A 12,425-nucleotide genomic window follows, 5' to 3' on the forward strand; every position below is an offset into this window, starting at 1 on the left:
CGCGGGCCCTGTACGGGCCGCCCGACGCCGCTCCGCGGCCCCATGCCCGTACCGTACGGACTGCGAGCCCCGCGATGCCCGTACGCTTACGTCCGCTCCCCCGCCGTCGCGCCTCAGAGCTGCGGCAGCGAGTCCAGCTCCACCTCCGCCCGCGCGACCGCGCGCGCGTCCGCGTCGATCGACCGCCGCAGCGCCTCGTGCAGGCTCGCAGGCGTCAGGACGCCCGCGAAGCGCCCCGTCTCCTCGTCGTCCACCACCGCGATCCACCCGGCGTCGTACTGCAGCATCGTCGCGAACGCCTTCTTCAGGCTCGCCCCCAGCGGCAGCCAGGCGTCCATCCGCCGCGCGTAGTCGGACACCGCGCCGCCCTTAGCGATCTCGTCGGCCGCGACCCACCCGTGCAGCTCGCCCTCGCCGTCCAGCACGACCGCCCAGCGCGCGCCCCCGTCCCGTAGCGCCGCCGCGGCGATGCGGGCGTCGTCGTCGAGCCGGACCACAGGCGGCTGCTCCAGGTCGCCGAGTTCTATCTCGGTCACCGACAGCCGCTTCAGGCCCCGGTCGGCGCCGACGAAGTCGGCCACGTACGGGGTCGCGGGCGCGCCCAGGACCACAGCAGGCGAGTCGAGCTGCTCGATCTTCCCGTCGCCGAAGACCGCGATGCGGTCGCCGAGCCGTACCGCCTCCTCGATGTCGTGTGTGACGAAAAGCACGGTCTTCCGCATCCGGGCCTGCAGCTTGAGGAACTCGTTCTGCAGGTGCTCGCGCACCACCGGGTCCACCGCCCCGAACGGCTCGTCCATCAGCAGCACCGGCGGGTCCGCCGCCAGCGCCCGCGCCACGCCGACGCGCTGGCGCTGGCCGCCGGAGAGCTGGTCGGGATAGCGGCGGCCGTGCTCGTGCGGGTCGAGGCCGACCAGCTCCAGCAGTTCGGCCGCCCGCTTCCGCCGCTTGTCCCGCGGCGTGCCCAGCAAATGCGGCACGGTGGCCGTGTTGTCGAGGACGTTCCTGTGCGGGAAAAGGCCGACGTTCTGGATGCAGTAGCCGATGTGGCGGCGCAGTTCGACGGGGTCGGTGGCCATGACGTCCTGCCCGTCGACCTCGATACGGCCGCTGGTGGGCTCGATGAGCCGGTTGACCATCTTCAGAGTGGTGGTTTTGCCGCAGCCGGACGGGCCGACAAGCGTCACCAGCTCGCCCTCGGCGACGTCGAACGACAAGTCGTCCACCGCGGTAATCCCATCGGGGTACCGCTTGGTCACGTGCTCGAATCGGATCATGTTTCCTCATTCTGCCCCGCCCTCCCGCTTCCGGTGTCAGTGGCGGGGGGTCTAATAGAGCTGCCTACGGGAAGGAGCGGTGGCGTGAAAGCCTCCGGCTGCCTGGCAGCGAACGAGTGGATCTGCGGTGAATACGTCCGCAGCCGCAGCGACGAGCTCGTCGACGCCACGGTCCAGCACGTCTGGATCACGCTGGCGTCGGTGGGCATCGGCCTGCTGGTTTCCTTCCCGCTGGCCCTGATCGCCCGCCGCTGGCGGGTGCTCACGGGCCCCGTGCTCGGCTTGACGACGGTGCTCTACACGATTCCGTCGCTCGCGATGTTCTCCCTGCTGGTCCCGATCATGGGCATCTCGGCATCCGTGGTCGTCACCGGCCTCGTGCTCTATTCGCTGACGATCCTCATCCGCAATCTGCTGGCCGGCCTCGATTCCGTGCCGGCGGAGACGCGGGAGGCGGCCCGCGGGATGGGGTACGGGCAGACGCGCCTGCTGTTCGCCGTCGAGCTGCCGCTCGCGCTGCCCGCCGTCATGGCCGGGCTGCGGATGGCGACGGTGTCGACGATCGCGATGACGACGGTCGGCGGCATCATCGGCTACGGCGGCCTGGGCAACCTGATCGTCGACGGCATGCGCACCCTGTTCAAGGCGCAGGTGCTGACCGCGTCGGTGCTGTGCGTACTGCTCGCCGTGCTGGCGGACCTGCTGATCCTGGGCCTGCAGCGGCTGCTGACGCCGTGGACGCGGGCGCAGCGGCGAAGCGGTGGCGGCGGCGGCAGGTCCCGCGCGAGGACCGCCGGGCGGCAGAAGGAGACGGCCTGATGGGCACCATTGCGGACGCGTGGACGTGGCTGACCACGGGGTCGAACTGGTCCGGTCCGACCGGCATCGGCGTACGGCTGAGCGAGCATCTCTACCTGACGGGCATGTCCCTGGCCATCGCCTGCGCCATCGCGCTGCCGATCGCGTTCTGGCTGGGCCACATCGGCAAGGGCGGCACCCTCGCGATCAACATCTCGAACGTCGGCCGTGCCGTGCCCACGCTCGCGGTGCTCGGCCTGCTCATGCTCACGCCGCTGCGGATGCACGGCGACTGGCCGACGGTCATCGCCCTGGTGCTCTTCGCGGTGCCGCCGCTGCTGACGAACGCGTACGTGGGCATCCGCGAGGCCGACCGGGACGTGGTGGAGGCGGCGCGGGGCATGGGCATGTCCGGACCGCAGTTGCTGGGCCGGGTCGAGCTGCCGCTGGGCTATCCGCTGGTGATGACCGGCCTGCGGTCGGCGACGGTGCAGGTCGTCGCGACCGCCACGCTGGCGGCCATCGCGGGCGGCGGCGGCCTCGGCCGGATCATCACCGCGGGCTTCCGGACGTACAACACCCCGATGGTGGTGGCCGGCGCCTTCCTGGTGGCGGTGCTGGCCCTGGTGCTGGAGGTCGTGCTCGCCGTCGCCGGGCGGCTGCTGGACCCGATGCGCGGCCGCCACGACGGCCGCCGCGGCCGCGGGCGGCGGACGCCGGGGGACGACCTGGCAGCGCCGGGAACGGAAGGGGCGGACGTACCGCCGGGGGAACAGAAGCCCGCGCCGGCCTCGCTGTAAGGTTCGGCGTCACGTCGTGCGCAGCGCAGCGCCGTGTCACGTGACGCCGGCGTGCGGATAACGCCGGCATTCTCCTCCGGAAAGAATCAACCGAATCACACGTAATCCAACACCCCTCTCGCATAGCGATGCTACGAATATCGACTCCCAACGGATGGAGAATCCCTTGATCACCAACCGCGTTCGCGCCCGCGCCGCCGCCTCGGTGCTGGCCGCCGCCGCCCTCACCGCGGGCCTCGCGGCCTGCGGCGGCGACAGCCTGGAGGAAAAGGGCGGCACGGACTCCACGGACGACGACAAGTCATCCCTGGTGGTGGGCCAGGCCGGGTTCACGGTATCGACGGTGACCGCCGAGCTGTACTCGGCGATGCTGAAGGACGCCGGCTACGACGTCACGATAAAGAAGCTGGAGAACCGCGAGCTCTACGAGCCGGAGCTGGAGAAGGGCAGCATCGACGTCTTCCCGGAGTACGCCGCGACCCTCGCCGAGTTCCTGAACGCGAAGGAGAACGGCGTAGAGGCTCCCGAGAAGAACCCCGTCGCGTCGAACGACATCGACGAAACGGTGACCGCCCTGCGCGCGCTCGCCGAGCCCCGCGGCCTCAAGGTGCTCGACGCCGGCGACGCCGTCGACCAGAACGCCTTCGCCGTATCCAAGGACTTCGCCGCGGAGAACGACCTCAAGACCCTCGGCGACCTCGGCAAGACCGGCGACGGCATCCGCCTCGCGGCGGGCGACGAATGCCCGGAGCGCCCGTTCTGCGAGCCGGGCCTGGAGAAGACGTACGACATCGACGTCACCAAGATCGACCCCCTGGGCGTCGGCACCCCGGCGGCCAAGCAGTCGGTCCAGGACGGCACCAACCAGCTCGTCCTGACGACCACCACGGACGCGACCCTGGACGACTTCGACCTGGTGCTTCTGGAGGACGACAAGGGCCTGCAGAACGCGGACAACATCCTCCCGGTCGTCAACGCCAAGGAGGCGGGCTCGAAGGAGATCGCCGCCACGCTGGACAAGCTCACGAAGGTACTCACGACGGAGGACCTGATCGAGCTGAACCGCAAGGTGGACGCGGAGCGGGTGAAGCCGGCCGACGCGGCAAAGGAGTACCTGGAAGCCAAGAACCTCCTCGGCTCCTGACCTCAGTCAGGCACCTCCCGACACCCCCTGCCCCACCGGCTCGCTTCGGCGGAGCAGGGGGTTCGGCGTCGGCTTGATCTCTCCCGTCGAGCCGCACGCCGTTCAGAATGTCCACGATCCTGCGCGCACCGACCGACGAATCCGCCGCCAGCCGGGCCCACGACCCGTCCCGGAAAGAGATCGTGAAGTCGACCCGGCCCACGCTGAACGTCTTGACCGCCGCACCGGCGATGTCCGCACGGGACGACGTCCAGAGGACCGCCTCGGATCCGGGAACCGTGATGATCTCGCGGCCCTGCAACGCGACCTCGTGCGACGTGATGTGTACGAGTTCGGCAGACTCGGCCGGCTCGATCTGGATGCGGGTTTCCCCGGGCCGCCCGCGAGGGGTCGAGCTGCCAGGGGAGCGTACGGGCTGCCTCGCCGACGCCCGCCCACATCACGGGGAAGTCGTCGATCTCGTTCTCCCGCTCCTCCAGCTTCCCCCCGTCTTTCCGTGGACACCGGGGAATTACCGGGAACGTCGAGGATGATGATGAACGGGAGCAGCAGCAACTTCATGGTCACCGTGAAAACAACGCGGCCGACGTGGATCTGCCCGGCGCGCAGCTTGGTCTCCTGCCCGTCGGCCGCAAGCTCCGCGGGCACGGTGAACTCCCCGTAACGTCACACAGGAAACGGCGGGCCCGCAGGGCAGGTCGAGCCACCGTACGTCGTTCATCGAATCCCGTACGAGCACTTCCCGCACCCCGGTGGCGGCGGCCTCGGCGGACGGATCCCGGCTCTCCACGGCACCGACGTTGAACGCACAATGCGCGTCACCGGCCTCCTCGGCGGCCTGCTCGCGCTTGTCCTGCTGCTTCTTCTGCGCGTCGGACGCCTTCTCGTCATCCGACGCACCGGGGAACGGCGCTTCCGATGGGCCGGCGGCGTAACCGGCCGCGGAAGTGGTCCGTCCGGTGCGACGCTGGCGAAGGGCGTCGTGGCCGCACCACCCCGAATCCCCGCCGGGTACTGCCTATTGAGGCAATACCGGCCGTCCCACCCACCATATTTCCGACCCCATTACCTTGCAGCGTCGCCGACTCGAAATTCCGGACGCACCCCCGCGGAACCGGCCGATGAACCTGCGTTGAGGCAGTCCTCGCTGCACCACCGTCGATTATGGAATTCCATTGGCGCCTCTCGCGGGCGGGGCGTGTTGATCGGCGGGGCGGGACCCGCCCCGGTGCCGGCCGGGGCGGGGTGGTGCGGTGGCTGGGACGTAACCGGCGGGAAACGATTGGTTGGGCGCTGCTCCATTTGGGACATCTCCACGGTAAGTTGCGGCCTATGCCACGTGGACGCCACCGCTTCTCCTCGCCGATGCGCGGGCTCCTGCCGCCCGTGTCGTTCGCCGCGGTCGCGCTGGGTTGCGCGGCCGGGGCCTGGTTGGTTTCCGGGGACGGGTCCGCCGTGCGGTGGCTGGCCGTGGGGGCGGCCGTGGCCGCGGTGGGGGCCGCGGCGCTCATGCGGTTGCGGGATCGGATGACCGCCCTCCAGGTCACCGAGGCGACCGGGGCGCGGGCGCGGGCCGAGCGGGAGCATGAGGAGAAGGTCGCCGAGCTGAAGAGCGACCTTGAAGAGGCGCGGCGCGTACGCGGGGAGTTGGAGAAGCGGCTCGGGTCGCGGCACGGCGACCTCGCCCGGTTGCGTACGGATCACGCGGCGCTGCTCGCGCGGTACGCCAACGCCGAGTCCGAGCGCGCCGCCGCGCTCGAAGGGCGGCGGCAGTTGGCCATCGAGGCGGCGTCGCCCGTCAAGCAGTTGCCGCCCGCAGGTTCGCAGTCGCAGTTGCCGCCGCCCTCGCTCAGTTCGTACCTGCGCGCCTCCCACGCCCTCGACAACCTCGCGGGCAACGCCGCCCGGCAGGGCCACGGGCAGACGCACGGGCAGGCACCCTCCGGCGACGCCGCCGGCTTCAGCTACTTCTCCCGGCCGCCGCAGCGGACACCGTCCCGGGAGCTCCCTCCCCCGGCGTCCGGCCGCCGGGCCGGCGGCGGCCACCGCTCCGGGCCCGACGAGCCCGGTGACGCCGGCACGGATCTCGCCGATGTCGTCGGGCCGGAAGTCCTCGCCGAGGCCGAGGCTGACGATGGTGCCGGGGCGGAGGCCGGCTCCGGCGCCGTTCCGGCGTCCTCCGAGGCCGACGACCCCGACGACGACCCCCACGGGCCCGTCGGGCGCGTCATCGACCTGGAGCAGGCGAGCTGAACGGGGATTCGCCCCCGTTCCTCCTCACTTGTCGATGTCCCCGACCACGAAGAACATCGACCCCAGGATCGCCACCATGTCCGCCACCAGCGTCCCCGGCAGCAGTTCGGTCAGCACCTGGATGTTGTTGTACGACGCGGAGCGCAGCTTCAGCCGGTACGGCGTCTTCTCGCCCTTCGACACCAGGTAGTAGCCGTTGAGCCCCAGCGGGTTCTCCGTCCAGGCATACGTCTCCCCCTCCGGCGCCTTCAGCACCTTCGGCAGCCGCTGGTTCACCGGCCCCGGCGGCAGCTCCGCCAGCCGGTCCAGGCAGGCGTCGGCCAGGTCGAGGGAGTTGTGCGTCTGCGCCAGCAGCACCTCGAAGCGGGCCAGGCAGTCGCCCTCCTCGCGGGTCACGACGCGCAGCGTGCCGCCCAGCTCCCCGTACGCCAGATACGGCTCGTCGCGCCGCAGGTCGAAGTCCACCCCCGACCCGCGCCCTATGGGCCCGCTCACGCCGTACGCGTGCACCGTCTGCGGCGGCAGCACGCCCACGCCGCGCGTGCGGCCGCGGAAGATCTCGTTGCCCAGGACGAGGCGGTCGAAGACGTCCATCCGCGCGCGCGTCGCGCGCAGGGCCGCGCGCGCCCGGTCCGTCCAGCCGGCGGGCAGTTCCTCCTTGAGGCCGCCGACGCGGTTGAACATGTAGTGCATCCGCCCGCCGGAGACCTCCTCCATGACGGCCTGCAGATCCTCGCGTTCGCGGAAGGCGTAGAAGATCGGAGTGATGCCGCCGAGTTCGAGGGGGTACGAGCCGAGGAACATCAGATGGTTGAGCACCCGGTTCAGCTCGGCGAGCAGCGTACGCAGCCACACCGCCCGCTCCGGCACCTCCATGCCGAGCATGCGCTCGACGGCCAGGACCACGCCCAGTTCGTTGGAGAAGGCCGACAGCCAGTCGTGGCGGTTGGCGAGCACGATGATCTGGCGGTAGTCGCGGGCTTCGAAGAGCTTCTCCGCGCCGCGGTGCATATAGCCGATGACCGGCTCCGCAGAGACGATGCGCTCGCCGTCCAGGACGATGCGCAGCCTCAGCACGCCGTGGGTCGAGGGGTGCTGCGGGCCGATGTTGAGCACCATGTCGGTCTGCTCGGCCGCGCCCCCGATGCCGACCGTCAGCGGGGCGGTGGTTGCGGCGGGCGCGGCGTCTCCGGTGGGCGCGGCAGTCATGCAGCCGAGCCTAGCGGCCGTACGGAATGCTCCCTAGGGCCGCGGCAGGGTGCGGTCGTCGTCGTACGGAACGGGCCCTGGACAGGGGCTAGCGGCGCGGCGGGGTGTGGTCGTCCTCGTCCTCGTCGTCCGGCAGCTTCAGGACCCGTTCCAGGAAGAGCGCCGCCCCGACCACGAGCGCCGCCGCGACCACCGACAGCGCCGCGTACACCACCTGGGAGCCGCGCGTACCGTAGTCCAGCCCGTCCAGGATCAGGAACAGCCCCAGCCCCCCGTACCCCCCCGCGACCAGCGCCGAGACCAGCGCGCTCGCCTGGCCCAGCACCACCGCGCGCGCGGCCATCAGCGGGTCGACGCCCTTGGCGTGCGGTACCCGCTCGCGCTGGGCGGCGAGGCGGGAGCGGATGGACAGCGCGGTCGCCGTCAGGATGGTGGCGATCAGGGCGAGCACCACCGGGGCGGCGACGGGGACGCCCGGCAGCGTCCCCACCGAGGTCCACAGCCGGGATCCCGCCCAGGACAGCACCCCCGCCACCACGAAGATGCCGGCCAACATCCCGACGTGCAGTTGCCTCACCGAACGCGCTCCTCCCAGAACTCCCGGAAATCGTAGCCCCGTAGGGCCGGCAGGATGCCCTCAGTCCGGGAGCCGCAGTTCGAGGTCCGTGCGCGGGCGCACGCCCTGCCGGCCGACCTGCGCCAGCAGCTCGGCCACCGGCCCGCGCCCCGGCAGCTCGGCCGCGGGGTCCACGTCGTGCCACGGGACGAGGACGAAGGCGCGCTCGTGCGCGCGGGGGTGCGGGAGGGTGAGGGCGGGATCGTCGGAGAGGACGCCCTGGTACGCCACGATGTCGACGTCCAGCGTGCGCGGACCCCACTGCTCGTCCCGTACGCGCGCGAACGCCTCCTCCACGGCGTGCGCCCGCTCCATCAGCGACGCGGGCGGGAGGGTGGTCCGTACGATCAGGACGGCGTTGAAGAACGTCGGCTGGCTGCCCGGCTCGACGCCCCAGGGGTCGGTCTCGTAGACCGGCGAAACGGCTTTGACGCGGAGGCCGGGGGTGTCCTCAAGGGCGTCGACGGAGCCCTGGAGGGTCTCCAGCCGGTTGCCGAGGTTGCTGCCGATGGAGAGCACGGCGCGCTTGGGGTTCTGCAGGGTCGAGTCGGCCGCGTCGACCTGCTCGACCACGGAACGCGGCACAGGCTGCACGGTCGGGTCGCTGCGATTCAATGGTCAACCTCTGCTTCGGGTGATGGTGATGGTCACGTCGTCGAACGGAACGGTGATCGGCGCGTCCGGCTTGTGCACCGTCACCTCCACCTGCTGCACGGGCGCGTGGGTCAGGCACTGCGCGGCGATCCGCTCGGCGAGCGTCTCGATCAGGTCCACCGGCTCGCCCTCGACGACGGCGACGGTCTCTTCCGCCACGACGCCGTAGTGCACGGTCCGCGACAGATCGTCTGTGGCGGCGGCGGGGCGGGTGTCGAGGTGGAGGACGAGGTCGACGACGAACGGCTGGCCTTCGGCGCGCTCGTGCGCGAAGACGCCGTGGTGGCCGCGGGCCCTGAGGCCGTGCAGCGCGACCCGGTCGGCTTGGGTCATGGCTCGCTCTCGCCTCGCCTTCTGCGTCTTGGCGCCGTTGTGGGGTGATGCCTTTGAACGATCCTTCTTGCGCCTTGCGTCGGTTGCTTGTGCGCTTGTGTCTTCGGCTGCTCGTTTCGGTCGATGTGCGGTTCCGGCGGGCTCGCTGAGGTCGATGCGGTGGTGGTCTGATGCTCGGCCCTGCCCCTGGACCTTCGATCGAATGTACCTGCGCCTGCTGACACGCCGAACGACCGGGGCTGCTCGCGGCCGTGCCGTGGGGTGTGGCCGCGTCTACGGGGAGGGTCGACGGGACAGCGGTATGGGGGGTGACGGCGGCTCGAACGGGCTATGAACGCGACCCAGGTCTTGTGAGACGGGCGGGTGGGTCGCAGGTCCCGCGTGGGCGGGGCGTACGTCCCGCGTGGGCGGATCGTACGTCCGGCGCGGTCGTGGCTGTGTCGTCCGCTGTCGTCCGCCGTCGTCCGTTCCCCGCACTCCCGCCCCTAGGGTAGGCCGCTGCTCTGACAAAGATCGCCGGGCCGTACGGCCGGGCTTTCGCGATACGGATTCGGGTGCGCGGCCCGTACGCCCCTCTACGCCCCCTCCAGCGCCGAGGCGACCCGTACCGCGTCCGCCGTCGGCCGGACCTCGTGGACCCGTACCGCCCACGCGCCCTCGCGCGCCACTATCGCCGACACCGCCGCCGTCGCGGCGTCCCGCTCGCGGGCCGGCGGCGGCGAACCGTCGGGGCCGGCCAGGACGCGCCCGAGGAACCGCTTGCGCGACGCCGCGACCAGCAGCGGACGGCCCACTTCCGCGCGGAGCCGGGCGAGGCTGTTCAGGAGCACGAGGTCGTGCGGCGCCGCCTTCGCGAAGCCGAGGCCCGGGTCGGCGATGATCCGGTCGAAGTCGATGCCGCCCGCCACGGCCCGGTCGAGGCTGCGGCGGAGTTCGTCGACGACCTCGGTGACGGTGTCCTCGTAGACCGCGCGGTTGTTCATGTCGATGGACTGCCCGCGCCAGTGCATGACGACGAACGGCACGCCGGTCGCGGCGACCGCCGGGACCATCGCGGGGTCCGCCTGGCCGCCGCTGACGTCGTTGACGAGGCGGGCGCCGGCGGCGACCGCCTGCTCGGCGACCGTGGCGCGCATGGTGTCGACGGAGACGAGTACGCCTTCGGCCGCGAGGCCCCGTACGACGGGGAGAACGCGGCGCAGCTCCTCGTCCTCGTCCACGCGGGGTGCGCCGGGGCGGGTGGACTCGCCGCCGACGTCGACGATGTCGGCGCCGGTGGCGACGAGGTCGATGCCGTGCTTGATCGCGGCCGCGGAGTCGAACCAGAGGCCGCCGTCGGAGAAGGAGTCGGGGGTGACGTTGACGACGCCCATGACGGCGCAGCGGCCGAAGTCCGGCAACCCCGCCACCTGCCCCCTGCGCGCATCCGTCATACCTCCAGCGTATGCGCCACCGGCCCGCCCGGTCCCGGCAGGGCGCCGGGGGCTTGTGCGAGCGGGGTGCAGCAGTGGTCGGGCGACGGGCGTGCGTAGAGCGGACTGCGGCCGCGCGAGCGTGCCGGACCGATGTCGGAGGGCGCGCCTACCCTTGGGCGGGAGTGCGGGGTACGTGGGGTCCGGAATACGGAGATCCGGGGAACCGAGGCCCCGGGTCGGCCCCGGGACCGGGTTCAGAGACCGCGGATCGCCCTGAAGCCCGTGTTGCCGCTTGAGCTGTCCGGCGTGTTCCCCATCCTCGCCGACGTCCGGTACCGCAGGCAGTACGACTCGTGACACATATGCGACCCCCCCTTCAGCACCCGGGACTGCCCCAGCCGCGGCCCCCGCGGGTTGTCGCGCGAAGCCTTGCGGTGGTGCCGTGCGTGGAACCAGTCCGCGCACCACTCCCACACGTTCCCCGTCGCGTTGTACAGCCCGTAGTCATTCGGCTCGAAGGCGTCCACCGGGCACGTCCCCCGGTAGCCGTCCGCCGCCGTGTTGCGGTCGGGGAAGCTGCCGCGCCAGACGTTCATCCGGTACGCGCCCTCCGGCTCCCGCTCCGCCCCCCACGGGTACGGCTCCCCCTCCAGCCCGCCGCGCGCGGCGTACTCCCACTCCGCCTCCGTCGGCAGCCGTCCGCCCGCCCATTCGCAGAAGGCCAGGGCGTCCGTGTGCGAGACGTGCACCACCGGGTGGTCCCACCGGCCGCGCAGACCCGAGCCCGGGCCCTCAGGGTGCCGCCAGTCCGCCTGGTGGACCTGCCGCCACCACGGCGTCTGCGGCGGCGACGCGGTGGGCGGGAAGTTCTTGGGCAGGAAGCCCGCGAAGACGAAGGACCAGCCGAAGCGCTCGGCGTCCGTGACGTACGACGTGGCGTCGGCGAAGGCCGCGAACTCCTCGTTCGTCACCGCCGTTGCCGCGACCGCGAAGCCGTCGACAGTCACCTCGCGCGCCGGGTCCTCTCCGTCCGCCGGGTACGGGCCGTCCTCGTAGCCCATCAGGAACGCCCCGCCGGGCAGCTTCCGCCACCCTCCGCGCGGTTCGTACGCGACCGATTCCGACGCGGCTACGCGCTCTCCGGGCTCACGGGCGACCCCGCCGCCCTCCGCCCCGCGACCCGGCGCGCAGCACGCCCGCGGCTCCGTGCCCCCGTCCCCCATCAGTGCGACCTGATCAGGCTCATGGCCTCGGCCCGCGTCGCCGGGTGCCGGAGCTGTCCGCGCACCGCCGACGTCAGCGTCTTCGCCCCCGGCTTCCGCACGCCACGCATCGTCATGCACAAGTGCTCGCACTCGATGACGACGATCACGCCCCGCGGCTCCAATATCTCCATCAGCGAGTCCGCGATCTGCGTGGTCAACCGTTCCTGCACCTGCGGCCTGCGCGCATACACGTCCACCAGCCGCGCCAGCTTCGACAGCCCCGTGATCTTCCCGTCGTGCGACGGGATGTACCCCACGTGCGCGGAGCCCACGAACGGCACCAGGTGGTGCTCGCACGTGCTCAGCACCTCGATGTCCTTGACCAGCACCATCTCGTCGTGGCCCAGGTCGAACGTCGTCGTCAGCACGTCCTCGGGGCGCTGCCGCAGGCCCGCGAAGATCTCCTTGTACGCGCGCGCCACCCGCGCCGGCGTCTCCAGCAGACCTTCCCGGTCCGGGTCCTCGCCGACGGCGATGAGCAGTTCACGCACGGCGTCCGCGGCGCGCTTCTCGTCGAAGTCGCCGTACTCCTCGTCGCCGTGCTCCGGGCCGTGTCCCGTCCTGACAGCCGCATCCGTCATCGTGGTGCCTCTCGTACCTGCGCCAATGGCCAGCGCCCCCAAGGCTAGAACCTCGGGGGCGCTGCACACATTCCAGCGGT

General features: G+C 71.5%; 12 protein-coding genes. 4 read left to right on the forward strand and 8 right to left on the reverse strand.

Features of this window, described 5'->3' with window-relative positions; all coding sequences use genetic code 11:
* Positions 1–113 precede the first annotated feature (113 nt).
* Positions 114–1,277, reverse strand: a complete 1,164-nt coding sequence (locus tag CXR04_RS15935; protein ID WP_101422961.1) for an ABC transporter ATP-binding protein — start codon at positions 1,275–1,277, stop codon at positions 114–116.
* Positions 1,278–1,361: 84 nt separating this feature from the next.
* On the opposite strand from CXR04_RS15935, the gene CXR04_RS15940 reads away from it, so the two are divergent.
* The 4 genes from CXR04_RS15940 to CXR04_RS15965 all read left to right on the forward strand — a co-directional run bounded on the left by CXR04_RS15940 (position 1,362) and on the right by CXR04_RS15965 (position 6,272).
* On the forward strand, positions 1,362–2,096 hold the full coding sequence (locus CXR04_RS15940) for an ABC transporter permease (RefSeq protein WP_101422963.1): 735 nt from the start codon (positions 1,362–1,364) through the stop codon (positions 2,094–2,096).
* Positions 2,096–2,875 carry an ABC transporter permease gene (locus tag CXR04_RS15945; protein ID WP_101422965.1) on the forward strand — a complete coding sequence of 260 codons (780 nt, stop codon included), beginning with the start codon at positions 2,096–2,098 and terminating at the stop codon, positions 2,873–2,875. Before CXR04_RS15940 ends, CXR04_RS15945 begins: the two co-directional genes overlap by 1 nt.
* Before the next feature lie 205 nt (positions 2,876–3,080).
* On the forward strand, positions 3,081–4,019 hold the full coding sequence (locus CXR04_RS15950; RefSeq protein WP_101426401.1) for an ABC transporter substrate-binding protein: 939 nt from the start codon (positions 3,081–3,083) through the stop codon (positions 4,017–4,019).
* Between the two features lie 1,332 nt (positions 4,020–5,351).
* A complete protein-coding gene (locus CXR04_RS15965) occupies positions 5,352–6,272 on the forward strand; it encodes a coiled-coil domain-containing protein (protein ID WP_234380257.1) in 921 nt (306 codons plus the stop codon).
* Positions 6,273–6,296: 24 nt separating this feature from the next.
* Here the strand turns inward: CXR04_RS15965 and CXR04_RS15970 are convergent, their stop codons facing one another.
* From CXR04_RS15970 to folE, 7 genes are all read right to left on the reverse strand, one after another.
* Positions 6,297–7,481, reverse strand: coding sequence for an NADH-quinone oxidoreductase subunit D (locus tag CXR04_RS15970; RefSeq protein WP_101422973.1), 1,185 nt, complete (start codon positions 7,479–7,481; stop codon positions 6,297–6,299).
* An 88-nt stretch (positions 7,482–7,569) separates the two neighbouring features.
* A complete protein-coding gene (locus CXR04_RS15975; protein WP_101422974.1) occupies positions 7,570–8,037 on the reverse strand; it encodes a DUF3180 domain-containing protein in 468 nt (155 codons plus the stop codon).
* A gap of 81 nt (positions 8,038–8,118) precedes the next feature.
* On the reverse strand, positions 8,119–8,712 hold the full coding sequence (folK, locus tag CXR04_RS15980) for a 2-amino-4-hydroxy-6-hydroxymethyldihydropteridine diphosphokinase (RefSeq protein WP_101422975.1): 594 nt from the start codon (positions 8,710–8,712) through the stop codon (positions 8,119–8,121).
* Between the two features lie 3 nt (positions 8,713–8,715).
* On the reverse strand, positions 8,716–9,084 hold the full coding sequence (gene folB / locus CXR04_RS15985) for a dihydroneopterin aldolase (RefSeq protein WP_101422977.1): 369 nt from the start codon (positions 9,082–9,084) through the stop codon (positions 8,716–8,718).
* A 575-nt stretch (positions 9,085–9,659) separates the two neighbouring features.
* Positions 9,660–10,517, reverse strand: a complete 858-nt coding sequence (folP, locus tag CXR04_RS15990) for a dihydropteroate synthase (RefSeq protein WP_101422979.1) — start codon at positions 10,515–10,517, stop codon at positions 9,660–9,662.
* A 236-nt stretch (positions 10,518–10,753) separates the two neighbouring features.
* Positions 10,754–11,722, reverse strand: a complete 969-nt coding sequence (locus CXR04_RS15995) for a formylglycine-generating enzyme family protein (protein WP_101422981.1) — start codon at positions 11,720–11,722, stop codon at positions 10,754–10,756.
* Positions 11,722–12,345, reverse strand: a complete 624-nt coding sequence (folE, locus tag CXR04_RS16000) for a GTP cyclohydrolase I FolE (RefSeq protein ID WP_101422983.1) — start codon at positions 12,343–12,345, stop codon at positions 11,722–11,724. The genes CXR04_RS15995 and folE overlap by 1 nt, the downstream gene beginning before the upstream one ends.
* Between the last annotated feature and the right edge of the window lie 80 nt (positions 12,346–12,425).

Origin of the sequence: Streptomyces sp. CMB-StM0423 (genome assembly GCF_002847285.1) — a bacterium.
Taxonomy (GTDB): Bacteria; Actinomycetota; Actinomycetes; order Streptomycetales; family Streptomycetaceae; genus Streptomyces.